Here is a 22718-nt window from a genome sequence, read left to right on the forward strand (position 1 = left end):
TACAGGGCAAAAAAAAGCGCGCCGAAAGTACCGGCGCGCACTTTTGAGTCGGGCAAAGCCTTAGGCGGCTTCGGCCTGCTGTGCAGCGTTGCGGCGTTCGCTTTCTTCGCGCGACAGGGCGACGGAGGTACGCACGCCACGGCCAACGAACTCCATCAGTCCGTGGACAACCCGTTCGTTCGGGTCGATGCCAGCGCAGGACAGCACTTCGCGCCCATCGCGCGAGCGTGCCCAGCGGGCGATTTGTTCCGGGCCATTGCCGTATTTCTTGTCATCGGCGATGGCATCATCGAGTGCAGCCAGCACAACGGCCGCGAAAAGTTTGCGGGCACGGTTGCCTTGCTCATTGTTAAAGGCGGTGCCGTCAACGAAATCTCTCATCTCGTTTTCCTTGTTGTTCTTGCTCTTGTAATTTTCGGCGTGGCGGTCCTTATGACCTATTTAGTGCGATTCGGATACACCTAATTTGCATAGTTGCGTTGCGTCATTTGCATGGCTCTCTGCAGGTGCAGCACTAGGTTTCGTTGTATTGCATGGATCGGTCCCGCCAGATATAGGGACGACAACTGACGCATCAACCATGTGTGAAGGAAATATGTCATGCCCAAGATCAATGGGAACGAAATTCGCCCGGGCAATGTGCTTGAGCATAACGGCGGTCTGTGGGCGGCGGTCAAGGTCGATCACGTCAAACCGGGCAAAGGCGGTGCCTTTGCACAGGTGGAATTGCGGAACCTGCGCAACGGTTCGAAACTGAACGAGCGGTTCCGTTCAGCGGACAAGGTCGAGCGTGTTCGGCTGGAGCAGAAAGACCAGCAGTTCCTGTATGAAAGCGACGGGATGCTGGTATTCATGGATGCCGAGACCTATGAACAGATTGAATTGCCTGCAGATTTGCTGGGTGACCGTCGTCCGTTCCTTCAGGACGGAATGACCATCGTGGTCGAATTCTATGAAAGCGAGGCGCTGAACGCGACGCTGCCTCAGAAAGTCGTCTGCAAGGTCGTCGAGACCGAACCGGTCGTCAAAGGTCAGACTGCGGCGAACTCGTTCAAACCGGCGGTTCTGGACAACGGGGTCAAAGTCATGGTGCCGCCGTTCATCGCGCAGGACGAGATGATCGTCGTGAACACCGAGACCATGGAATATTCCGAGCGCGCGTAACGTCGCGTCATACTCGGAGAAAGACCAAGAAACCGCGCAGCTATTCGGCGCGGTTTTTTTCTTGCGAGGCGGCCCCGCCCCTGCGGTAGCGGGCGCGGTCCGGGCCAAACAGTTCCAGCAACAGCTCGAACTTGATGCGATTGGCGCTGACCTGCCGATAGAAAGCGATGAGAAACCCGGTCGGCCCCTGGATCCGGGCCAGACCGCTGGTCGCGGCGACCACGGTTCCGACGTCGGTTTCTCCTTGCAGAACCAGCCATCCGCCCAGCATCAGAACACCCACGGTGCCTGCACCGTTGATCACGCTCAGCAGAAATTTGGCCGACAGTTTCCACAGAAACATCCGCCGTCGGGTGTCGTAGATCGCGTCGAACTGGTCATGCACCTCTTGAGTCACGGCCTCGATGTCCTCGATCGTCAGATGGTCGGTCGCGCTACGCAATATGCGGACGCGGTCCGCCACGAACACGTTCACCTTTCTCTGCGAGACGAGAACGATAAGGATCTGCGGTGCGATCATCGAAAGGGCAATCAGTCCCAGCCAGGGTTGCGTCGACGAGATGTAGCCAATCACACTGACCAAGGTTCCGATCTGTACGACCGGGTCCGAGAATGCACCCCCTGCGAATTTGCCCAGTTCTTCGGCTTCGGCAGAGATGGCCGTCGTCATGGTTCCCTTGCGGACATTCTCGCCCGACTCGTCCACATCCACTGTGCGGGCCAGCAAAAGCTGGCGAATGCGACGGATCATGTCTTCGCCCAATGTCCCCGCGCGATATCCCAGCACCCACTTCAGGGCGAGGCTCAGCAGGATCACCCCCATCATGCCGGCACCCAGCAGCAGGAGATGAGGCGCTTCGATATTGTCCGAGGTCAAATGATTGACGATGTCCCTTTGAAACTCCAACGGGGCCGCGGCAAGAGCCGCGACCGACAAGGACAACAGGATCAGTATGACTTGCCGTCCGGCGCTGGCGCGCCAGATGGCTGAATACAGTTGGAGCATGCAGGCACCCGATCAGCCAAGTGCCTCAAGTCTTACCGTGTGGCCGGGCCGGATAAAACGTTTGCATAGCGGCCTGGTCGGTGGCCGTGCCGGTTGGGCAACAGGCTCAATCCAGCAGACGCAGGCGGGCGTCTCCGGCCTGCATGTCGTCGCCCGCCCGATCAAGGCGCAGATAGGCGATAGCCTGTCCGTTCGATTGCGTGAACAGGGTGCCGGCCGGCTTTCCCGCCGAGAGGATTTCGGAGCCGACCGGAGCCGCGCCGTCGATGGCGACAACCCGCAGCCCCTTGCGCAACTGGGTTTTGTGCTTCATGCGGGCGGTTACCTCTTGCCCGACATAGCAGCCCTTCTTGAAATCGACGCCGTTGAGCGGCTCGAAACCGGCCTCGAGGATATACGTGTCCGGTGTCAGCTCGATCCCGGTTTCCGGGATGCAATGACGCACCCGAATTGCGTCCCAATCCGTTCCATCATCGGCTTCGGGGGCGTCAGAATATGCGCGCCAGCCCATATCGGGGTGACGAGGATCGGGCATGGCGCCTTCCGGTGCGGGCCCGGTTCCGCGTTGCAGGTGCAGGTTGGTTTCCTCGATACGCACATCCGCCCGCAGCTTGTACATGTTCAGCCGCTTGATCAGTGCATCCGCAATCCCCTCAGCCACGTCCAGCAGCACCGAGGCGCCATCGCGTTTCAAAAAGAAATCGGCCAGGTATTTGCCCTGCGGGGTAAGGATGGCCGAGTAGACAAGACCATCGTCCAGCTTGCGGGTGTCATTGGTGACCAGACCTTGCAAGAAGCTGTCGGTATCCGTGCCGGTCAGGCGCAAAATGCGGCGGGTGCTCATCTTTGGGTCCTCGTCATTGCCCTGAGAGCGGTGATATAAGCGAACCCGTTGCCAAGACCAGAGGTTTCGAACGTGTCCGCCCCGATCAGCATCGTGATTCCGACATTCGACTCCCAGACCGACCTCGCGCGCACGCTGATGACCCTGATGGAGGGACTGCACGCCGGGCTGATCCGCGAGCTTGTCATCTCCGACGGAGGGTCGACCGATCATACATTGCGTATTGCCGATGAAGCAGGGGCCCGGATCGTTGCCGAGGCCGGGTCTCGTGCCGCACAGCTCCGCGTGGGATTCGACGCCGCGGTGGGCGACTGGTTGCTGTTGATCCGTCCGGGGACCGAGCTTGAGCCAGGGTGGACCGACGCGGTGGCCGAGCACCTCGTAACGCGGCGTCCGGGTGTGTTTCGCCTTGGGTTCCGGTCCTCAGGCCTGATGCCGAGTTTGACGGCAGGTTGGGTCAATCTGCGCAGCCGGGTCTTTGGACTGGCGTCTGGTGATCAGGGCCTGCTGCTGCCGGCGCAACTGTACAAGGCTGCCGGCGGATATCCGGATCAACCGGGGAAGGAGGGGGCGCTCATGCGCTCTCTGCCGCGCGCGACTCTGTTGCGGGCGCGTGCCATTACAGGTGTCGGGCGCCGTGATCGGGCGCGTTCTGAGGCGCCACCTCAGTAATCCCGGTCGCAGATGCTTCGGGGGGTGGCTGCCGCGCTGCCGGCTCGGTGATGAGGTTGGACCGCAACTCGACAACAGATTTGCCCAACCTGAATGGTGCCGCAAAGCTGACCAGACACAGCGCGATGATCTGTAGCACGAGAATGTGGGCGTTTTCCTGAAGATACTCCCACTCTCCCTTCAGTTTGGCGACCTGAGCGATCAGGTCATCATAGCTTTGCGCAAGGATCATATAGTCTCCGGCGATTGCCGGCACTTTCCGCCGCATGTTGTCGATCGCGGTCTGCGTTTCTTCGTCCAGCGTGGTGAAAACCAGGAATTGCTCGATGTCGAAGGCATCGGCTTTGGCGGCCATGTCCTGAATGTCATCCATCTGGTCTCGGGACCGGGCACCGAAGATGAAGTTCAGGCCCTGCAGCGGTGCAACTTCGTTGGTGACCGCGATGAACAGCGGCAGGTCGGCGTTGCTGGCGGTTGAGGCCGACAGGAACTCGACCTTGTCGCACAAAACCGCCGTGTCCGGGTCGTAGGCCGGATCGCAGAACCGCAGCCGGAACCGCGCGGCGTCGCGATCGAAGGCCAGTGTCGCCGCATAGGCAACGTCGATCTGTCGGTCCAGCCTTGAACTGTCGGATTTGTAGAGCCCCGCCATGACCGCCACCAGCGCGCCCAGCCCACCCAATACGACCCACACGAGGTCGGCCAGCTTCCATGCCCGGTGACCCGCTGGTTTGCGAAACAGGAACGCGGTGCCAATCGATCCGGCCAGAAAGAACAGCAACAGCAGGGGCAGCTGGTAGTCGGTGATGAAGCTCATGCATCCGAGTTTAAGTGGTCAGCCTTCCCACGCAACAGCGATCACGTGCAGTTGTAACGCGTGTCAGGATGCCCATACTCGGGTCAGGAGCCGGAGGGAGAACGTGATGACCAAAGAGATTGTGCTGATCCACGGGGCGTTTGCCGGGCCGTGGTGCATGGCGGACTATGCGGAGTTCTTCCGCGCCCGTGGATGGACGGTGCACACCCCGGCGCTGAGGTTCCATGGCGGCGATCCCGCAGCCGAGCCCGATGCGGGTCTGACCGACACCAGCGTAATGGATTATGCCAACGACATTGCCGAATTCGTCCAGGGGTTGGGCAGCAAACCCGTGATCCTTGGGCATGCCATTGCGGGCGTCGTTGCCCAGCAGGTTGCGTCTCGCGGGCTGGCCAGAGCCATCGTGTTGATCAACCCGAACGCGGCCTGGGGCACCCTGCCGGAAACCGATGACGAACGCGCCGTGCCGCGCGCCTTGATGGAGGGCGGGGCGTTCTGGAAGCAGCCCATGCGCGTCGACTTCGACCTGATGGCCCCATTTGCATTGAACAAAATGCCCAAAGCCCAGCAACATGCGGTGTTCGATCAGCTTGGCCCGGAAAGCGGGCGGGTGATGTTCGAGATGTTTTTCTGGATGTTCGACGATCACCACGCGATGAAGGTTGATATCGACAAGGTCGACTGCCCGGTTCTGATCGTTTCAGGCTCGGAGGACAGGGCGGTGAACCCCAACACCTGCCGTTCCTTGGCGAAACTCTATGGCGACCGCGCGACCTTTCTGTCCGCAGAAGGTCACGCGCATTTTCTATTCATGGAGCCCGGTTGGGAAAAGCCAGCCGCACAGATTGCGGACTGGCTGGACCAGACGCTGGGCTAGGGGCCGTTCAGGCGTTACTTGCTGACCTGAAACGTGCTCTGCGGCCGCCAACGCAGCACGCCGTCGCTTTCGCGGTAACAACGCAACAGGCGTTCCTGCACCGTGCTCACCGTGCTGGTGACAGTGTTGTCACCGACCATCAGCACAAAGGCATCCTCGGAATAGGCCATGCCGTCGTAATAGCAAAACCGGGTCTCGGCGCCGTCGGGGATGGGGGATGCGGTGCTGAGCATCTGCTGCGCGGGGGCTGCCGAGGCCATCAGGGTCAGGGCCAGCCCGAGGGTCAAAGTTTTCATGTCGTCCTCCCGTTCGGATATCCGTTTTTCAAATTGGGTCTTGGACGCTCGGAACCTCAAAGCTCGTTCTTGGATGACGGGTTTAGAGTAAGTGTGAACGGGATCAACGGGTTAGGCAAGGGGCGTGTTTTACATGCCGCTCGTGAGGACGTTCCGACCCACACTCGGGCCGGGCGCCGACAAGTCAAGCGTTGACCGGGTCTGGACATGTGAAGTCGTTTCCCGCTTCTAGGTGACGACAAAGTTCTTCGACGTATTCGGGCTCATACCGATAATCTTCATCTACTGGGTCATAGTGACAAAATCTCGTATTGGTGGCCGAAGGATCTTCAGCGCCGTTAATGGGGCGAATGCATAAGGCTTTCCACGCATTTGCAAAACGGTTCATTGTGAACTCTGGATGATGCTCTTTTACCTGTTGAACGACCGCCTTCGGTTTTAGTAGATCGCCTCGCATGGGAACCTGACGATCCCTAATCATTGTAGCAAGCTTAGTTGCCCTTTCTTTTTGCGCATTTGTCATACCTTCCAGCTTTAGGAACTCGATTGTTACGTCGGACGAGTTTTGGTGATTCCCAATTCTGGGCATTAGGAAAGCTCTGAACGCGTAATTTGTTCCATTCCAAACATGTGGATCAAGTGATGCTCGAAACTTGTCAACAAACTGAATGACAGCTTTCTCTTCGGCTGATTGGGGTATTACACGCTTTGCACTAAAAACCGAGATTGGAATGTACAAACCCATGTCACCCAATAGCTCGATACCAAATTCTTCGCTCAAAAAGTTCTTTAGGTTTAGTAACAAAGCTTGGCACTCTGCGGCAACATGAGCGTCAAGCGTCGCCATTTGCCGATGCTCGATCTTATTCCTCAGTTTGGCAAACAAACGTAAGTTGGCGGCGACGTCTGTACCTATTTTTTCGACGCCATACTTTTTGACGCATTCGAGCAGTTCCCATGCTCTTTTGTCGCCATCAATACGTTCAAATCGTCCATTGCGCTTCTTGTAGTAGTAGGAGACCCCTTCACGTTCGAAGACGGCGTGAAGTGCGGCAGTCCAAGCAATCACCATAAGTGAAGCATACGCGCCGGTCCTGAATTGAACCGTTGGCTTATTGTAGACCTCTACAGCGAGTACCGAAGACTCGACGGATTTCAATACCAGTTCTTTAACCGAGATTTTTCTCGGCAGTTTTCCTAGAAATCCACTCAAACATCCAACTCCTCCACAAACCGCGCGTTCTCCTGAATGTATTGGAACCGCAGTTCGGGTTTCTTACCCATCAAGCGCTCGACCAGATCGCCGGTCTCGCCCGGTTCGTCCTCGTCGATGGTGACGCGGATCAGCTTGCGGGAGGCCGGGTCCATCGTGGTTTCTTTCAGGTCCTTGGCGTCCATCTCGCCCAGACCCTTGAAGCGGCTGACGTCGATCTTGCCTTTGCCGCCCAGACCTTTTTCCAACCATTCGTCGCGCTCGGCTTCGTCCAGGCAGTAGACGCGCTTGGCGCCTTGGGTCAGGCGGTAGAGTGGCGGGCAGGCCAGGTACAGGTGGCCCGCGTCGATCATCGGGCGCATCTGGGTGAAGAAGAAGGTCATCAGCAGCGAGGCGATATGCGCGCCGTCCACGTCGGCGTCGGTCATGATGATGACCTTGTCATAGCGCAGGTCGTCGAGGTTGAACTTGGTGCCCAGCCCGACGCCAAGCGCCTGCGTCAGGTCATTGATCTCGGCGTTGGTGCCCAGTTTCGAACTGGCCGCGCCTAGGACGTTCAGGATCTTGCCACGCAGGGGAAGCAGGGCCTGTGTCTTGCGGTCGCGGGCCATCTTGGCCGATCCGCCAGCCGAGTCGCCCTCGACGATGAATAATTCGGTGCCGTCGCGTGTTGAACTACTACAGTCCACCAACTTGCCGGGAAGACGGAGTTTCTTAGTGGCGGACTTGCGTTGTGTTTCCTTTTCCTGGCGGCGGCGCAGGCGCTCCTCGGCCCGCAGGATGAGGAAGTCCAGAATGGCGCCGGCGGATTTGGTGTCGGCGGCCAGCCAGTTGTCGAAATGGTCGCGGACCGAGTTTTCGACCAGCCGCTGCGCCTCGACCGTGGCAAGACGGTCCTTGGTCTGGCCGACGAATTCGGGTTCACGGATGAAACACGAGACCAGCGCGCAGCCCCCGGTGATCAGGTCATCGCGGGTGATCTGGGCGGCCTTCTTGTTGTTGATCAGTTCACCGTAGGCCTTGATGCCCTTGAGGATCGCGGCCCAGAAGCCCGCCACGTGGGTGCCGCCCTCGGGCGTCGGAACGGTGTTGCAGTAGGACTGGATGAAGCCATCGCGCGACGGCGTCCAGTTGATCGCCCATTCCACCTTGCCGGGGGTGCCGAATTTCTCGTTGAAATCGACGGTTCCGGCGAAGGGCTGTTCAGAATAGGTCGAGGAGCCGTTCATCGTCTCCTTGAGGTAGTCCGACAGGCCACCGGGGAAGTGGAAGGTGGCCTCGGTGGGCGTCTCGCCGTCGTCGATGGCGGTTTTCCAACGAATTTCAACGCCCGAGAACAGGTAGGCCTTGGAGCGGATCGACTTGAACAGGCGGGCGGGTTTGAACCGGTGGTGGCCGAAGATTTCGGGGTCGGCGTGGAAGGTGACGGTGGTGCCGCGCCGATTGGGAGCCGAGCCCACCTTTTCGACCGGACCCAGCGGGATGCCGCGCGAAAAGCGCTGTTCGTACAGCTCCTTGTTGCGGGCCACCTGTACGACCATCGAATCCGACAGCGCGTTGACCACCGAGGCGCCCACGCCGTGCAGACCGCCTGAGGTCTGGTAGGCCTTGCCCGAGAACTTGCCGCCCGCGTGCAGGGTGCACAGGATCACCTCAAGCGCGGATTTGTCGGGGAACTTCGGGTGCGGGTCGATCGGAATACCGCGGCCGTTGTCCCGCACGGTCAGGGCGTAATCGTCGTGCAGTTCCACCTCGATACGGTTGGCATGGCCGGCAACGGCCTCGTCCATCGAGTTGTCGAGGATTTCGGCCACCATGTGGTGCAGTGCCCGTTCGTCGGTGCCGCCGATATACATGCCGGGGCGTTTGCGCACGGGCTCCAGACCTTCGAGGACCTCGATCGAGGAGGCGTCGTAGGTGGTGGTGGATTCGGGCGTCAACAGGTCGTCGGGCATGGGTGCTGCTCTTGTTTTTGGGTTTGGCCCATTATGGCAGGTGATGTGGGTCGGGGGAAGAGGGACGCGAGGTGTTGTATCAAACTTGCGGGCGGTGGCGGGTTGCAAAACGAGTGGTTTTGCCGCTGAGTTGCGAAAATCGTGGAGGAGCAGGTGATGAGCTGGATCAAGACGATACCATTCGACGAGGCAAGCGGTCGGTTGAAGACGCTGTATGACCGGGTCACGGGGCCTGGGAACAATGTGGACAACATCATGATGGTGCATTCCCTGCGTCCACATTCGATGGAAGGTCACATGGCTCTCTACAAGAACGTGCTGCACCATTCGGGAAACTCGGTTCCCAAGTGGTTTCTGGAAGTTCTCGGGGTCTGGGTCAGTTCGCTGAATAGCTGCGGCTATTGTGTCGAGCATCATTTCAGCGGGTTGCAGCGACTCTTGGGCGACGAGCAGCGCGGTTTGGCCATCCGCGCGGCGATTGAGGTGGAAACACCCGAGACGGCGCCGTTGGACCCCGCACAGGTGGCGGCGATGGAATACGCCCGAAAACTGACCGAGAACCCGGCCGACCTGGCGGCGGCGGATATCGACACGTTGCGATCTGTTGGCTGGGATGATGGTGAGATCCTGGAGATCAATCAGGTTTGCGCCTATTTCTCCTATGCCAACCGCACCGTTCTGGGGCTTGGCTGTTCGACCAAGGGCGACATTCTGGGGTTGTCTCCGAACAATTCGGACAATCCAGATGACTGGGGCCATCGGTGAAAGGCGCTGCCTCCTGCGTCCTTTAGTGCCGGGCGAAGAGTTGGCTTAGTTGTCCTGAACCCAATCGAGAATAGCGTCGGCCACCGCCTGAGGTTTCTGGTGATGCAGCCAATGGTCTGTACCGTCGATCTGCATGCGGGTCAGGTTGGGTGCGAACTCCTCCAGCCCATCGGTGCATTCGGGAAGCAAGGCTTTGTCCCGCGGCCCCCACAGAAGCAAATGCGGGCAGCGGACCCTCAGCCTGTCAACGGGCAGTTCCGGCAGGTCCGTGCACGGCGCGCCCGGCTCAGCCACCACAAGGGGTGAGGCCCGGTACCAGTTCAGCATGGCGTCGAGCCGTCCGGGGCGGGCCCATTCGGTGCGATAGTCGCCCATGCGCGCGTCGCTCAACCAGTCCAACCCCATGCCGTGCCGGAAGAATTGTTCGAGCTTGGCGAAGTTGTCGGCCGAAAGAAATTCGGCTGCATCGGGCGCGCGCAGGCGGTTGATGTATTGAGAGGCCTCGGATTGTTTGCCACCTGCCGCAAGTTCGCGCTGGAACGGGACAGGGTGAACACCGTTGGCGATGACCAGGCGGCTGACCAAATTGGGGTGGAACATGGCAAGACCGTAAGCCACCGAGGCGCCCCAATCATGTCCCAGCACAGTGACAGGGCCGCCGAACTGCTCGATCAGCGCGGCCATGTCCGACACCAGCTTGGACAGCGCATAGTTCGAAATACCCTCGGGCGCCCAGCTTTGACCATAGCCACGCTGGTCCGGCGCGATGCAGTGAAAGCGGTCCGACAGGTGCGGTGCCAGGTCGGTCCACGCGCCGCCATACTCCGGGAAACCGTGCAACATTAAAAGTGTAGGCAGGTTGGGATCGCCCCAGCGGCGGACGAAGAACGGGTGGCCGTTGAGGTCGAAGAATTCGCTGTCCATGCGGGATGCCCCTGACTGAGTTCACACCTGCAGAGTTTTCGGAGCTGTCGCCGAAGTCAACTTGATACGGATCAACGCGGAAAAGATGCAAATTTGCTAGGCGTTTCGGCCGACAGTGACACAGGAGAGAGCATATGGACGCAGTGACCCGAAAAAAGACGAACGCAGCCCCCGTGGCCGTCATGGCCAAACCGAACGCGGACACCGAAGCGCCCACTCGCGAAAAGATCCGGCAGGCCTTTGAAAGCGGGGAGTATCCGTATCGCTCGAAACTGTCGCGGGCGGCTTATGAAAAGCAGAAAGCCCAGTTGCAGGCCGAATTGTTGAAGGTGCAGTTGTGGGCGCAGGAGACCGGGCAGAAGTTCGTACTGCTGTTCGAGGGTCGCGACGCTGCCGGCAAGGGCGGCACCATCAAGCGGTTCATGGAGCATCTGAACCCGCGTCAGGCCCGGGTGGTGGCGCTGAACAAGCCGACCTGGGAGGAGAAGGGCCAGTGGTATTACCAGCGCTATATCCAGGAATTGCCCACCGTCGGCGAAATGGTGTTTTATGACCGGTCCTGGTACAACCGGGCCGGAGTCGAGCGGGTGATGGGGTTCTGCACCCCCAACGAGTACCTCGAGTTCATGCGCCAGACGCCCGAGTTGGAGCGCATGATGGTTCGGTCGGGCATCCAGCTTTATAAATACTGGTTCTCGGTGACGCGGGATGAGCAGCTGCGCCGCTTCAAGAGCCGCGAGACCGACCCGCTGAAGCAGTGGAAACTGTCGCCCATCGACAAAGCCAGTCTGGACAAATGGGACGACTATACCGAGGCGAAAGAGGCGATGTTCTTCTATACCGACACCGCCGACGCGCCCTGGACCATCGTCAAGTCGAACGACAAGAAGCGCGCCCGCCTGAACTGCATGCGGCATTTCCTGTCGACGCTGGATTATCCGGACAAGGATCATGACATCGTGGGCCAGCCCGATCCGTTGATCGTGGGGCAGGCGCATCATGTGGTTCACCGGTCGGATCATATTCTTGGTACGGCGATACATCCCGAGGCGCGCGTCACCTGATTGGCCCGACGGGCGTCATCGAGGTCTCGAAATGAAATTTCAGAGATCTCCCCTTGCCCCGGCTCGGGGCCGCGCATATGGCTGGCGGGATGAGAAAGGTCATGACATATCCCGCCCATTTCCGGGCCATTGCAGTGCTGGGGCTGCCGTTGATCGGTGGTCATCTGGCGCAATTCGCCATTGGCCTGACGGATACGATCATGCTGGGCTGGTATGGGGTCGAGGCTCTGGCCGCGGTGACGCTGGCCAGCAGCTTTTACTTTGTTCTGTTTCTTTTCGGAGGCGGATTTGGCCTAGCCGTCATGCCGATGGTCGCGACCGCGGCCGCCGAGGAGGATGAAACCAGCATTCGCCGCAGCACCCGAATGGGCCTGTGGCTGTCGCTGCTGTATGGCATGCTGGTCATGCCGCTGCTGTGGTGGTCCTACCCGATTCTGATCGCCACGGATCAGGATCCGCAAGTGGCGCAAACCGCCTCCGAGTATCTGCAGGTTGCGGGCTGGGGCCTGTTTCCGGCGCTGGTGGTGATGGTTCTAAAATCCTATCTGGCCGCGCTGGAACGCACGCAGATCGTGCTGTGGATCACCGTCGCGGCGGCAGTGGTCAACGGACTTACGAACTATGCGCTGATCTTCGGCAACTGGGGCGCGCCGGAATTGGGCGTGATGGGGGCGGCGATCGCGTCGGTGGTGACGCAGACCGTGTCCCTGGTGGCGGTCATCTTCTACGCGGTGAAGGTCCTGCCGGAACACAGCCTGTTCCAGCGGTTCTGGCGCCCGGATTGGGAGATGTTGCTGAGCGTCCTGAAGCTGGGTGTGCCCATCGGTCTGACCTTGCTGGCCGAAGTGTCTCTGTTCGCCATGTCCGCCTTCATGATGGGATGGATCGGACAGGTGCCGCTGGCGGCGCACGGGATTGCGCTGAACCTGGCCTCGGCCACGTTCATGGTGCATCTGGGCCTGTCGAATGCAGCAACGATCCGGGCCGGCAACGCGTTGGGCCGCAAGGATCGACCGCATCTCGAGAAAGGCGCAATTGCGGTCACGGGCATGTCCCTTGTGGTGTCCGTGCTGACAATCATCCTGTTCCTGACCTGCGCCGAGCCTCTCATCTCGGTATTTGTCGAACCGGACGACCCGCAGCGTCCCCAGATTTTGGCAATCGGGACCGGTCTGCTGGCCATGGCGGCCCTGTTCCAGCTGGTGGACGGCGCGCAGGTAATCGCTCTGGGTCTTCTGCGCGGGTTGCAAGACGCCAAGGTGCCCATGGTTATGGCAGGCCTCAGCTATTGGGTCGTGGGGATCCCCGCATCCTACTACTTTGGTTTCGTGCAAGACATGGCGGGGATTGGAGTCTGGCTTGGCCTTGTTCTGGGTCTGGCCTGTGCGGCGGTCATGCTGATGGGACGGTTCTGGCTGCGATCCATCCGAGTGGTTGGTGCGCCAGCCGCATAGCGACAACCGGCACGTTCAGCCCTTTTCCAGCCGATCGGCCTTTTTGCGCACCAGCACCGTGCGCAAGTCGTGCATCGCCAGCAGCAACCGGTCCGTGATGTCTTCCAGCTGTGTATCGGTCGCCTTGGACTGGGCCCATTGCGTGGTCAGGTTCAGGTGATCGATCGTGCGGTGGATGTCGTCAACGTCGCGCCGCGCAAGCAGGGTTTTGCGTTCGTCCATCCAACGGGCGATTTCGGTTTTGTCGGCTTCGGTCAGGGTACCCTGACCATGCGGCTTGACCTCGCCGTTGCGGATGTTGATCACCGCGATCTGGTCCATTTCGATCCGGCGCTGCCGGTTCTCCGTGTCGATCTTGAACACGACCGCGCCGTTCTCGCGGACGCGAAAGTAATATTCGGGCAGTGCTGCGGACATGTCGAACCTCGGTGTTAGCTCAGGGACGCACAGAACCGCTGGATGCGGGTGCAGGCCTCGGTCAAGGCTTCGTCCGAAGTCGCATAGCTGACGCGGAAATTCGGGGACAGGCCGAAGGCCGCGCCGAATACCACGGCCACATCGGCCTCTTCCAGCAAGGCCGTGGCGAAGGCCTCGTCGCTGTCGATGACCGTACCGGCGGGCGTGGTCTTGCCGATCAGCCCAGCGATCGAGGGGTAGACGTAGAATGCGCCCTCGGGAGTGGGGCAGGTGATGCCGTCAATCTGGTTCAGCATCCCGACCACAAGATCGCGCCGGCGCTTGAAGGTCTCATTGTTCGGGGCAAGGAAGTCTTGGGTGCCGTTCAAGGCCTCGACTGCGGCCCACTGGCTGATCGAACACGGGTTCGACGTGGATTGTGATTGGATCTTGCGCATAGCCGCGATCAGTTCAACAGGGCCTGCGGCATAGCCGATACGCCAGCCGGTCATGGCATAGGCCTTGGAGACACCGTTGCACGTGAGCGTGCGATCATACAGCCCGGGTTCGACTTCGGCTGGCGTGCAGAACTCGAACCCGTCATAGGCCAGGTGTTCATACATGTCGTCCGACATGATCCAGACATAAGGATGCCGTATCAGAACATCGGTCAGAGCCTTGAGTTCAGCGCGGTTGTACCCTGCGCCGGTCGGGTTCGACGGCGAGTTGAAGATGAACCATTTGGTGTTTGGCGTGATTGCGGCTTCCAACTGGTCTGGGGTCAGCTTGAAGCTGTTTTCCAGCGTGGTCTCAACCACGACAGGCGAACCGCCCGCAAGCAGCACCATGTCCGGGTAGCTGACCCAGTAGGGGGCGGGAATGATCACTTCGTCGCCCGGGTTCATCGTCGCCATCAGCGCATTGTACAGCGTCTGCTTGCCACCTGTTCCGACCGAGATCTGTGCTGGCGTGTAGTTAAGCCCGTGGTCACGTTTCATCTTGGCGCAAGCGGCCTGTTTCAGCTCGGGAATGCCGTCCGGCGCGGTGTATTTTGTTTTGCCGGCGGCGATTGCGGCAACGGCTGCGTCCTTGATGTTCTGCGGCGTGTCGAAATCGGGCTCACCTGCGCTGAGGCCGATGACGTCACGTCCAGCGGCCTTCAACTCGGCGGCTTTGGCCGTCATGGCAATGGTCGGCGAAGGTTTGACGCGCGACAGTGTCGCAGACAGAAAGCTCATGGCGGGCCCCGGTTTGTATGTTGCTCAGGACTGTCATAGGGTGCCGCTGAAACACGATCAAGCGATATGCTTTTGAAGAACTGGAGAGTTTGATGAGCGACGAAACCGACTGGTTCGGACCCGAGGCCGCGACATTCGGAGACCGCGTTGCAGGCGCACGCGAAGCCGCCGGCATGACCCAGACTCAACTGGCCCGTCGGCTGGGCGTCAAGAAGTCCACTGTGGTGGCCTGGGAGAATGACCTGTCCGAACCGCGCGCCAACAAGCTGTCGATGATGGCAGGTATGTTGAACGTGTCGATCATGTGGCTGCTGACCGGTGAAGGCGAGGGCATGGACGCTCCGGATGTTGCGGAAGCCGCGGATATGGAGCTGGCACCGCTGGTCGCGGAGTTGCGCGCCATCCGAGGCGAGATGCGCGCCAGTTCCGAGCGCCTTGCGCGGGTCGAGAAGACGCTGCGGCTGAAGCTGGAGAAAGGCGAATGAACGACATCCGGATCAAACGGCTGAAGATGCGGTCGATGCGGCGCGGCATCAAGGAAATGGACATCATTCTGTCTGCCTATGCCGACCAGCGGCTTGAGCGGATGTCTGCGGCCGAATTGGACCTGTACGAAGCCTTGCTGCACGAAAACGATCAGGACCTCTATCAATGGGTAACGGGGCAGGTCGCCGCCCCCGAACACTACGCGAGCATGATCTTCGATATCTCGCAAGTATTTCAAAAATAAAGGCAAAACTGACTTAACCGATTCTTCGGAATTTCGCGTCAAAGTTCCCTGAACGGCGCGATTGAATCGGAGGATCGGATGAGTTTGGAATTGCAGGTCTCCGCACCCGGAACCAAGGGGTTCATGTCCAGCTATCTCGAGGCGCTGGCATTGGTTGAACGTCTGCATCGGTTGCTTCTGGACGTCATCAAGGACGAGTTCGAGCGGGTCGGCGTTCTGGAAATCAACGCGGTGCAGGCGCTGCTGCTATTCAATATCGGCGACCACGAGGTGACTGCCGGTGAGCTCAAAAGCCGCGGTTACTATCAAGGCAGCAATGTCAGTTACAACCTCAAGAAATTGGTCGAAATGGGGTTCATGCATCACCAGAGATGCGAGATTGACCGACGTTCGGTGCGGGTGCGTCTGACACCTCGGGGACGGGAAATCCGTGACATCGTGGCCGATCTCTTCTCGCGCCACGCCGAAGGGTTGCAAGCCAAAGGTGTCCTGGGCACCGAAGGGATCGAAGAGATTACCAGCGCTTTGCGCCGGGTCGAACGGTATTGGACGGATCAGATCCGGTACATCTACTGACTTTCGCCGTTCAATGGCAACACTTGGGATAGGGCCAGCGAATCCAACTCTCTGATCAGCTTGCGTGTCATCGCGTCTTCGTAGGCTTCAAATCCCAAAGCGGTTTCGACGAAGGCTCCGGGCCCCAGGATGACCCAAGCGTTGTAATAGGCCGACAACTCTCCGATTTGCACGTACCGCTTGTCCCCGGTGCTGGGATCATCGGCTCCGATCACAAGCCCATTGATCGTGATGCCGGTTGCCTGCAGTTGGGCTTTGGCCTCCCTGGGATGGAGGCCGACATTGTGCTTGCCATCTCCTGAGAGGTCCAGCGTCCGCTTCCAGCAGGCGGCTTGGGTATCCAACAAATCAGCCCCATACTGCATGGCAGACCCCACCGCTGTGCCTTGAGGTGCCGATGACCGACGGGTGGATTGTAGGCGTCGCGCAATCCCGGACAAATCGGTCGGGGACCGAATATCGGTCCAGCCGACCAACAGCCGCTGGAAACCTGCCTCGCTCCATTCGAAAACAGAGATGCGAACGGGGGCTTCCGGATTTGACAGGATCAACCGCTCCACCTCCGGCCGTTGCAAGGCAGCGGCCAAGCCGTCCAATTGAAGTCTGTATTCGTTGCTGTCGACTGAGCCTGAAACATCCAACCCAAGCGCCAGGGCTTGCCGGCATTGAGCAGCGGCCGGGCTGCCCAAGGCCAAACAATACAGAGCCAGCGCACGGGTAATCATTTTGCGCTGCGCCCCAACGCGCCGACCTGAAGGCTGGTCAATTCCCGTTCCAGCTTGCGTCGCATGGCGCGCTCAAAGTCTTCGAACCCTTGCGCGATTTCCAAAAAGGCGTTTGGCCCATGCAAGACGTTGTTCTCAAAAAACGGGATGAGGAACAGCTCCCCTTCGAAATCCGCCGCATTTATGACCAACCCATTCACGGTTATGCGGTCGAAGGGAAAGTGGCGATAGGCGATCTGCGGACCGTAGCCGTCATTGTTCGAGCCGTCCCCGGACAGGTCAATCGTTTGAAACAGGCATTGCGGAGCCTGCTCCATCAGAGAGGCCCCGAAAGCCAGGGCATATCCCATGGCAGTGGCCGAGCCGCTGTCAGATCTTTGGGACTCGCTCACCTGTGTCGCTGCAACAAGCAGATCAGCCTCGGTCTCGATCAGGCGCCAGGGAAGGACGATGTACTGGGCGTCGCGACCGCTCCACTCATAAACCGTCAGGGCTACGGGCAGCGGCGAGGAAAAGAACGCTTTCCGGACTTCCGGAGCGATCAGGGCTGAAGCCAGGCCCTGCCGCTGCAGGGCGTCTTCTTTGGCGTCGACCGAAACGGATATGTCCAAAGCAAGCGCCAAGGCCAGCCGGCAGTTTTGGGCCTCAGCAGAGCTGGCCAGAACGGCCAGCCCCAATCCTGTCAGCCAGCGGATCACCAGTGGCCGGTGCTTTCCATGCTGGCCCAAGGTTCGGCCGGGGGCAAGGCATCGCCATTCTGCAGCAGTTCAACCGAAATGTTGTCAGGCGAGCGCACGAACGCCATACGCCCATCGCGCGGAGGGCGGTTGATGACGACACCATTGTCGGCAAGGTGCTGACAGGTCTCGTAAATGTTGTCGACCCCATAGGCCAGGTGGCCGAAATGGCGGCTGTCGCTTGGCAAACCCTCATCGCCATCCCAGTTCCATGTCAGCTCGATCGGCCTGTCCTCCTGACCCGGAGGGGCCATGAAGATCAGCGAAAACCGCCCTTCCTCGCTGTCGTAACGGCGGGTTTCCTGGAGTCCCAGCAGCTTGTAGAAGGCCATGGATTTTTCCAAATCCTTCACGCGCACCATGGTGTGGAGGTATCTCAGCCCCATCTCGGCGATCCTTTCGGTGTTGATGATTGTGTGCAGCTTAGCGCGCTGCAGGGGCGTGTCGAGGGGGCGGTCGCAGAGAAACCGAAAAATGCGCGACGCAGCACACATATGGCGGTTTCAGTGCTGATGTTGCCGATATATAGTGGTCGGCGACTCATTTCAAAAACGAGGTATGTCCATGCCGCTGTCCGCCGAACAACTGGCCGAGATCGAAGAGCAACGCGCACAAACGCAGTCGACCCGCCGTGTTGTGGCTCCGGGTATGGAACAGCACCTTTACACTGCGCATCCTGTTCTGGACCATGGTTTCGTGCGGGTCATCGACTATATGGGTGATGATGCTGCGATCTGCCAGGCGGCCCGCGTGTCCTACGGCAAAGGTACGAAGTCCGTACAGAATGACGAGGGGTTGATCCGCTATCTGATGCGCCACTGGCATTCGACCCCGTTCGAGATGTGCGAAGTGAAACTGCACGTGAAACTGCCGGTCTTCGTCGCCCGTCAGTGGATCCGCCACCGGACGGCCAACGTGAACGAATACTCTGCCCGCTATTCGATCCTTGATCGGGAATTCTACATTCCCGCGCCGAATCAGCTGGCGGCGCAATCAGCGATCAACAATCAGGGGCGGGGCGAGGCGCTGCAGGGCGAAGAGGCTGCCCGCGTGTTGGACATTCTCAAGGCCGACAGCGCCCGCTGCTATGACAATTACGAAGCGATGATCGGCCAGGATGGCCAGCAGGGTCTGGCGCGCGAACTGGCGCGGATGAACCTGCCGGCAAACATCTACACGCAGTGGTATTGGAAGGTGGATCTGCACAATCTGTTCCACTTCCTGCGCCTGCGGGCAGATCCGCATGCGCAATACGAGATCCGCGTCTATGCCGAAACCATGTGCAAGATCGTGGCCGACTGGGTACCGTTCGCGTACAAGGCGTTCGAAGACTATCGCCTGGGTGCGGTCAACCTGTCGGCGCAGATGGTCGAAGCGCTGCGTCGGATGCTGAAGGGCGAGCAGGTGACGCAGGAAAACTCGGGCATGACTGCGCGCGAATGGCGTGAGTTCGAAGCGGTGATCCGCGAAGGCTGATCGCCACCTGTTCGGATTGTCATGATCCTGTTACACTTTGGGCATGACGTTCAGCTTGATGTTTAGAACTGCAGCGGTCGCTTTGTTGCTGGGCCAGCCAGCGTATGCAAAGTCGCCAATCGCTGAGGTGATCTGCGAGCCCACGGCGCGGATGCATGACAAACTGCGCCACCAATTTGGGGCGCAGCAGACCGCCTCTGGTGTTCGCGGACCCGAGCAGATCATGGAGGTGTGGACCAGCCGTCGCGGTGACTGGACCCTTGTCGTAACCTATGCGACCGGGACGTCCTGCATTGTGGCCATGGGCGACAACTGGACAAACCGCATCGAGACCGACCCGACGCGAGGCTAGACTATCCGGGAAGAGGGTGGACAACGGCCTGTCAATTGGCCGTTGACCTTGTTTCGTCGCACCCGCCAGTTGGCGGGCCCTTTTACAATGGCTTCAAATCAGCCGCCATTTGGCGGCCGTCACGTCCGTCCTGCAACTCGTACGAGACTTTCTGATTGTCGGCGAGTCCGGTCAGGCCGGATCGTTCTACGGCCGAGATATGCACAAACACATCCTTACCCCCTTCATCGGGGGCAATAAAACCATAGCCTTTGGTCGTATTGAACCACTTCACGGTGCCGGTTGGCATTTCCCGTGTCTCCTTCTCCTTGCGCGTCACCCAGCAAATCGGCAGGGCATAGTCAAAGCGACCACAAACCCACGCAGTTCCGAACGAACGAGACGGCGCAAATTGTGTGTTTCGCCTTTTTCAACATTGCACGGTGAAGTAAAAAATCAAGGAATACTGGGTTAACCTATTCGTTTTGCCCGAAATTGCTGCAACGACCGGAGTAGATACACTATGCGCCTTTTTGGCCTGAAGACCTGCGATACCTGCCGTAAGGCACTGAAATCACTTCCTGATGCCGAATTCATCGATGTCCGAGGCGCGGGTGTTCCTTCGGAGGTGTTGGCCAAAGCGTTTGACCAGTTCGGCGAAGCCTTGCTCAACACCCGCTCGACAACCTGGCGTGGATTAGACGACGATCAACGCTCGCGACCGCCGCTGGAACTGCTGGCGGATCATCCTGCCCTGATGAAACGTCCGCTGATCGAATGGGACGGGCACTTGTTCCTGGGCTGGACCCCGCAAACCCGCACAGCCCTTGGCATTGCTTGATCGGGTGACTATCTGAACCGGCGCAACAATCAGGAATACTTCATGCGAAACGCAGCGATGATATTGGGTGTCATTGCCGGTCTGGTCGGAATGATCGTCGGTTTTTTTGGGTACGGGTTTGTCGAGCTTGTGGATCGTTACGGCGAGATCGAGGGGCTCGCAGAACAGGTGGACAACCCCCAGCTTATCAAGACGGCATCGCTTCTGGCGCCGTTGCTGGCGATTGCCGGGGGTGCCATGGCGCATGCGCGTGCTCTGTTGGCCGGTGTGTTGTTGCTGATTTCCGCGGCGGGGATGTACTACGCCTTTGGCTTCGGCGTGTTCACCATGTTCCCGATTGCCTTCGCCGGCGTTGCGGGGCTGCTTGGGATCGCCGCGGGCAAGCCGGACGAACCCAAAGCGCATTTCTAGATCATTTCAGGCGTAGAACCCTGTCGAGCGAGAGCGGGCCCGCGCCGTTGATCACGATCACCACGAACAGGAAGGTCCACATAACCCGCTGATCCATCAGGGTTATGGTGTTGTCGAACAGACCGCCCAGCTTGACCCCGTGCCCGGTGACATCGGTGAAGGTCTGGACCCAGACGAACCCGATCATGCCCAGGGCGGCAAGGCGGGTCAGCAGCCCCACCAGAAGCAATGCAGGCAGGATGAACTCGGCCCAGGTTCCGGCGACGGCAACGGGCCAGGTAAAGAACCCTAGCTGCGAGCTGTCGTAGCCGACGGCCTCCATGGCCTTGGGGAAGATCTGCACATAGGCCCCGTCCGAGGGGAACAGGAACCCGAAAAACCCGCTGCCCAGCTTGGTCATGGCCGAGTTCCAGTAATAGACCAGAAGAACCGCTATGAAAGTCAGCCGCGCCACGGTCGGTGTCAGCCAGTTCGAGGCGTGGTCCAGCTTTCCGAGAACGGAATTGTGCATAGAAATCAGGGCAGTCATGTTTCCGGCCTTTCGATAGTCACTGAAGTAATCGCACTGCCCTGCAGCAGCAGTGCCAGGGTGGCGCCCAGGTCGAACTCGGGCGTCCGGGTGGTGGTTGCCTCGAAGGCCTGACCAATGGTCTGGCCGGCCTGCATGGCGGTGATCCAGTCGAACCCGCCGGGCGGCAGCAGGTGTGGCGACGGGTCAAATTCGGGGCGCGTGATCAGCACGTCCTGCGCGCCGGGCTGGGGCTTTGGCGCGCCGTCTTCGGTGTTGAACCGCCAGATGGCGTGGATGGGCCAGTCGGACCGGATCAGCTGCATGGTTGGGGCAAAGCCCAGCCGCGCCTGCATCAGGTCTTCGGGCGGCAGGGCGGCCAGCGCGTCGGGCGTGATCGGTTGGCTGTCGGCGGCGTGGTAGGACCGGCGCAAGGCCAGTTCCAGCCGCGCCACGTCGGGCAGATAGCCAAGATGCGCCAGTTGTTCGGTGTCGGCGAGGAATTCGGGGAAGTTCTCGCCATAGAACATCATCAGCGGAGAGCTAGGCGGGTGCTGACGCAGGTAGATTCCGGCCAGGCCGTCCATGTTCTGCGGACCCAGCAGCTTGGTTATGACCGGAAAGGCCTGATGCATGGCTTCGGTCAGAGACACGGCCACGTTGTTGCGGTAGACGCTGAAGCGGCGTCCGGCGGGGCGGGCCTGATCGTCCAGCAACCCCTCGGGCACGGGGGCCGTCGGGTCCAGCAGGGCCGCCCGGAACTCTGATTGCGAAACGCTCATGCCGGGATCCGGTCCAGCGCGGATTGCGCGCGTTCGGCCTCGGAGCGCAAGGTGGGCCAGTCGGGCACGTCGTTGTCCCATTCGATCAGCACGGGTTTGGGGCCTGACTGGTCGAGCACATAGTCCAGCAACGCCCAGACCGGATCGACGACGGCGCGGCCGTGGCTGTCGATCAGCAGGGGTTGGCCGTGATCGTCCTGATCCTCGTCATGGCCCCCCAGGTGGATCTCGCCAACCTGGTCCAGAGGGTAGGCGTCGATATAGGCCTGCGGGCTGTAATTCAGATTGGTGGCCGAGACGAAGACGTTGTTGACGTCCAGCAGCAGGCCACATCCAGTCCGGCGCGTGATCTCGCGCAAGAAGTCGGGTTCGGACCACGTGCTTTCAGCAAAAGCGAGATAGCTGGAAGGGTTTTCCAGCAGCATCTGCCGGCCCACCGTCTCCTGTACCTGATCGATATGATCGCAGATGCGGGTCAGTGTGGCGTCGGTATAGGGCAGGGGCAGCAGATCGTTCAGGAACTGGCTGTCATGGGTGGACCATGCCAGATGCTCCGAAAAGCTGGCCGGGTTCAGCCAGCCCACAAGATGCTTCAGGCGGGCCAGGTGCTCGGCGTCCAGCGGCCCTTCGCCACCGATGGACAGGCCCACGCCGTGCACCGAAATGGGAAACCGTTCGGACAGGTGGCGCAGCTGCGCCAGCGGTCGACCGCCGTCGCCCATGTAGTTTTCGGCGTGAATTTCCAGCCAGCCGACCGGGCCGGGCTGGTCAAGGATCTCGGTGTAGTGCTGCGGCTTGTAGCCGACCCCGGGCGCGGCGGGCAGCCGTTGCATTCTGCGGGCGTCATCCAACATCGCGTGATCCTTCTCAGCAAGAAACAGGGCGGGCTGTTTGGTTTAGCCCGCCCCTGACATTC

Annotated in this window: 30 protein-coding genes; 13 read left to right on the forward strand and 17 right to left on the reverse strand. The window is 59.9% G+C overall.

All coding sequences use genetic code 11. From position 1 onward, the window contains the following. Positions 1–60 precede the first annotated feature (60 nt). Complete coding sequence (locus tag ACR0FC_RS01920) at positions 61–381, reverse strand: DUF6280 family protein (protein WP_093962585.1); 321 nt, start codon at positions 379–381, stop codon at positions 61–63. A gap of 219 nt (positions 382–600) precedes the next feature. Here ACR0FC_RS01920 and efp point away from each other — a divergent pair, with 219 nt between their 5' ends. Next, positions 601–1164: an elongation factor P gene (gene efp, locus ACR0FC_RS01925; protein ID WP_093962584.1), complete on the forward strand. Its 564-nt coding sequence runs from the start codon at positions 601–603 to the stop codon at positions 1162–1164. A 40-nt stretch (positions 1165–1204) separates the two neighbouring features. Here efp and ACR0FC_RS01930 read toward each other — a convergent pair whose 3' ends face one another. Together ACR0FC_RS01930 and ygfZ are read right to left on the reverse strand one after the other, a co-directional pair. Then, complete coding sequence (locus ACR0FC_RS01930; protein WP_170337772.1) at positions 1205–2170, reverse strand: ABC transporter transmembrane domain-containing protein; 966 nt, start codon at positions 2168–2170, stop codon at positions 1205–1207. A gap of 106 nt (positions 2171–2276) precedes the next feature. Then, a complete protein-coding gene (gene ygfZ, locus ACR0FC_RS01935; protein ID WP_170337773.1) occupies positions 2277–3014 on the reverse strand; it encodes a CAF17-like 4Fe-4S cluster assembly/insertion protein YgfZ in 738 nt (245 codons plus the stop codon). 72 nt (positions 3015–3086) lie between these two features. Here ygfZ and ACR0FC_RS01940 point away from each other — a divergent pair, with 72 nt between their 5' ends. After that, on the forward strand, positions 3087–3686 hold the full coding sequence (locus tag ACR0FC_RS01940; RefSeq protein ID WP_367646633.1) for a glycosyltransferase: 600 nt from the start codon (positions 3087–3089) through the stop codon (positions 3684–3686). Here ACR0FC_RS01940 and ACR0FC_RS01945 read toward each other — a convergent pair. Beyond that, complete coding sequence (locus ACR0FC_RS01945) at positions 3634–4503, reverse strand: hypothetical protein (RefSeq protein ID WP_170337775.1); 870 nt, start codon at positions 4501–4503, stop codon at positions 3634–3636. The genes ACR0FC_RS01940 and ACR0FC_RS01945 overlap by 53 nt on opposite strands. 106 nt (positions 4504–4609) lie before the next feature. On the opposite strand from ACR0FC_RS01945, the gene ACR0FC_RS01950 reads away from it, so the two are divergent. Continuing rightward, a complete protein-coding gene (locus tag ACR0FC_RS01950; RefSeq protein WP_170337777.1) occupies positions 4610–5380 on the forward strand; it encodes an alpha/beta hydrolase in 771 nt (256 codons plus the stop codon). A gap of 14 nt (positions 5381–5394) precedes the next feature. On the opposite strand, the gene ACR0FC_RS01955 is transcribed toward ACR0FC_RS01950, so the two are convergent. The 3 genes from ACR0FC_RS01955 to parE all read right to left on the reverse strand — a co-directional run bounded on the left by ACR0FC_RS01955 (position 5395) and on the right by parE (position 8844). Further along, complete coding sequence (locus ACR0FC_RS01955) at positions 5395–5676, reverse strand: DUF1496 domain-containing protein (protein ID WP_170337779.1); 282 nt, start codon at positions 5674–5676, stop codon at positions 5395–5397. A 184-nt stretch (positions 5677–5860) separates the two neighbouring features. Beyond that, positions 5861–6889, reverse strand: a complete 1029-nt coding sequence (locus tag ACR0FC_RS01960; protein ID WP_170337781.1) for a DUF3644 domain-containing protein — start codon at positions 6887–6889, stop codon at positions 5861–5863. Further along, the gene (parE, locus tag ACR0FC_RS01965) at positions 6886–8844 is read right to left on the reverse strand and encodes a DNA topoisomerase IV subunit B (RefSeq protein ID WP_170337783.1); all 1959 of its coding nucleotides are present in this window, start codon (positions 8842–8844) and stop codon (positions 6886–6888) included. The genes ACR0FC_RS01960 and parE overlap by 4 nt, the downstream gene beginning before the upstream one ends. 156 nt (positions 8845–9000) lie before the next feature. On the opposite strand from parE, the gene ACR0FC_RS01970 reads away from it, so the two are divergent. Next, the gene (locus ACR0FC_RS01970; RefSeq protein WP_170337785.1) at positions 9001–9609 is read left to right on the forward strand and encodes a carboxymuconolactone decarboxylase family protein; all 609 of its coding nucleotides are present in this window, start codon (positions 9001–9003) and stop codon (positions 9607–9609) included. A gap of 45 nt (positions 9610–9654) precedes the next feature. Here ACR0FC_RS01970 and ACR0FC_RS01975 read toward each other — a convergent pair whose 3' ends face one another. Beyond that, positions 9655–10533 carry an alpha/beta fold hydrolase gene (locus tag ACR0FC_RS01975; RefSeq protein WP_170337787.1) on the reverse strand — a complete coding sequence of 293 codons (879 nt, stop codon included), beginning with the start codon at positions 10531–10533 and terminating at the stop codon, positions 9655–9657. 134 nt (positions 10534–10667) lie between these two features. Between ACR0FC_RS01975 and ppk2 the strand changes: the two genes are divergently transcribed. After that, a complete protein-coding gene (gene ppk2 / locus ACR0FC_RS01980; protein ID WP_170337789.1) occupies positions 10668–11597 on the forward strand; it encodes a polyphosphate kinase 2 in 930 nt (309 codons plus the stop codon). A 101-nt stretch (positions 11598–11698) separates the two neighbouring features. After that, positions 11699–13051 (forward strand): MATE family efflux transporter, encoded by a 1353-nt coding sequence (locus tag ACR0FC_RS01985; protein ID WP_170337791.1) that lies wholly within the window; start codon positions 11699–11701, stop codon positions 13049–13051. Between the two features lie 15 nt (positions 13052–13066). Here ACR0FC_RS01985 and ACR0FC_RS01990 read toward each other — a convergent pair whose 3' ends face one another. Together ACR0FC_RS01990 and ACR0FC_RS01995 are read right to left on the reverse strand one after the other, a co-directional pair. Continuing rightward, a complete protein-coding gene (locus tag ACR0FC_RS01990; RefSeq protein ID WP_170337793.1) occupies positions 13067–13468 on the reverse strand; it encodes a hypothetical protein in 402 nt (133 codons plus the stop codon). Between the two features lie 14 nt (positions 13469–13482). Beyond that, the gene (locus ACR0FC_RS01995) at positions 13483–14685 is read right to left on the reverse strand and encodes a pyridoxal phosphate-dependent aminotransferase (RefSeq protein WP_170337795.1); all 1203 of its coding nucleotides are present in this window, start codon (positions 14683–14685) and stop codon (positions 13483–13485) included. A 92-nt stretch (positions 14686–14777) separates the two neighbouring features. Here ACR0FC_RS01995 and ACR0FC_RS02000 point away from each other — a divergent pair, with 92 nt between their 5' ends. The 3 genes from ACR0FC_RS02000 to ACR0FC_RS02010 all read left to right on the forward strand — a co-directional run bounded on the left by ACR0FC_RS02000 (position 14778) and on the right by ACR0FC_RS02010 (position 15991). After that, complete coding sequence (locus tag ACR0FC_RS02000) at positions 14778–15170, forward strand: helix-turn-helix domain-containing protein (protein ID WP_170337797.1); 393 nt, start codon at positions 14778–14780, stop codon at positions 15168–15170. Beyond that, positions 15167–15415 (forward strand): succinate dehydrogenase assembly factor 2, encoded by a 249-nt coding sequence (locus ACR0FC_RS02005; RefSeq protein ID WP_170337799.1) that lies wholly within the window; start codon positions 15167–15169, stop codon positions 15413–15415. The genes ACR0FC_RS02000 and ACR0FC_RS02005 overlap by 4 nt, the downstream gene beginning before the upstream one ends. Before the next feature lie 78 nt (positions 15416–15493). Next, positions 15494–15991 carry a MarR family winged helix-turn-helix transcriptional regulator gene (locus tag ACR0FC_RS02010; RefSeq protein WP_093962569.1) on the forward strand — a complete coding sequence of 166 codons (498 nt, stop codon included), beginning with the start codon at positions 15494–15496 and terminating at the stop codon, positions 15989–15991. Here ACR0FC_RS02010 and ACR0FC_RS02015 read toward each other — a convergent pair. Genes ACR0FC_RS02015 through ACR0FC_RS02025 form a run of 3 tightly spaced genes read right to left on the reverse strand, consistent with a single transcriptional unit; the run spans position 15985 to position 17839 of the window. Beyond that, positions 15985–16716, reverse strand: a complete 732-nt coding sequence (locus ACR0FC_RS02015) for a DUF1194 domain-containing protein (protein WP_170337800.1) — start codon at positions 16714–16716, stop codon at positions 15985–15987. The two genes, ACR0FC_RS02010 and ACR0FC_RS02015, sit on opposite strands and share 7 nt — an antisense overlap. After that, the gene (locus ACR0FC_RS02020) at positions 16713–17414 is read right to left on the reverse strand and encodes a DUF1194 domain-containing protein (protein WP_170337802.1); all 702 of its coding nucleotides are present in this window, start codon (positions 17412–17414) and stop codon (positions 16713–16715) included. The genes ACR0FC_RS02015 and ACR0FC_RS02020 overlap by 4 nt, the downstream gene beginning before the upstream one ends. Beyond that, positions 17411–17839: a VOC family protein gene (locus ACR0FC_RS02025; RefSeq protein ID WP_170337804.1), complete on the reverse strand. Its 429-nt coding sequence runs from the start codon at positions 17837–17839 to the stop codon at positions 17411–17413. Before ACR0FC_RS02025 ends, ACR0FC_RS02020 begins: the two co-directional genes overlap by 4 nt. Before the next feature lie 178 nt (positions 17840–18017). Here ACR0FC_RS02025 and thyX point away from each other — a divergent pair, with 178 nt between their 5' ends. Both thyX and ACR0FC_RS02035 read left to right on the forward strand, forming a co-directional pair. Further along, the gene (gene thyX, locus ACR0FC_RS02030) at positions 18018–18929 is read left to right on the forward strand and encodes an FAD-dependent thymidylate synthase (protein WP_170337806.1); all 912 of its coding nucleotides are present in this window, start codon (positions 18018–18020) and stop codon (positions 18927–18929) included. A 58-nt stretch (positions 18930–18987) separates the two neighbouring features. After that, positions 18988–19281 carry a hypothetical protein gene (locus ACR0FC_RS02035; RefSeq protein WP_170337808.1) on the forward strand — a complete coding sequence of 98 codons (294 nt, stop codon included), beginning with the start codon at positions 18988–18990 and terminating at the stop codon, positions 19279–19281. A gap of 82 nt (positions 19282–19363) precedes the next feature. On the opposite strand, the gene ACR0FC_RS02040 is transcribed toward ACR0FC_RS02035, so the two are convergent. Then, positions 19364–19570 carry a cold-shock protein gene (locus ACR0FC_RS02040; protein WP_008758035.1) on the reverse strand — a complete coding sequence of 69 codons (207 nt, stop codon included), beginning with the start codon at positions 19568–19570 and terminating at the stop codon, positions 19364–19366. A 213-nt stretch (positions 19571–19783) separates the two neighbouring features. On the opposite strand from ACR0FC_RS02040, the gene ACR0FC_RS02045 reads away from it, so the two are divergent. Further along, entirely contained in the window at positions 19784–20101 is a 318-nt protein-coding gene (locus tag ACR0FC_RS02045; protein WP_170337810.1) for an ArsC/Spx/MgsR family protein, read from the forward strand. Between the two features lie 42 nt (positions 20102–20143). Further along, positions 20144–20512, forward strand: a complete 369-nt coding sequence (locus tag ACR0FC_RS02050) for a hypothetical protein (RefSeq protein WP_170337812.1) — start codon at positions 20144–20146, stop codon at positions 20510–20512. 1 nt (position 20513) lies between these two features. Here ACR0FC_RS02050 and ACR0FC_RS02055 read toward each other — a convergent pair whose 3' ends face one another. From ACR0FC_RS02055 to bufB, 3 genes are read right to left on the reverse strand one after another with little or no spacing between them, the layout of a single operon-like run. Next, positions 20514–21041: a DoxX family membrane protein gene (locus ACR0FC_RS02055; protein WP_093962563.1), complete on the reverse strand. Its 528-nt coding sequence runs from the start codon at positions 21039–21041 to the stop codon at positions 20514–20516. After that, a complete protein-coding gene (locus tag ACR0FC_RS02060) occupies positions 21038–21802 on the reverse strand; it encodes an HvfC/BufC N-terminal domain-containing protein (RefSeq protein ID WP_170337813.1) in 765 nt (254 codons plus the stop codon). The genes ACR0FC_RS02055 and ACR0FC_RS02060 overlap by 4 nt, the downstream gene beginning before the upstream one ends. Beyond that, complete coding sequence (bufB, locus tag ACR0FC_RS02065) at positions 21799–22656, reverse strand: MNIO family bufferin maturase (protein ID WP_093962561.1); 858 nt, start codon at positions 22654–22656, stop codon at positions 21799–21801. Before bufB ends, ACR0FC_RS02060 begins: the two co-directional genes overlap by 4 nt. Between the last annotated feature and the right edge of the window lie 62 nt (positions 22657–22718).

The sequence above is a fragment of the Ruegeria sp. BB9 genome (genome assembly GCF_056539345.1).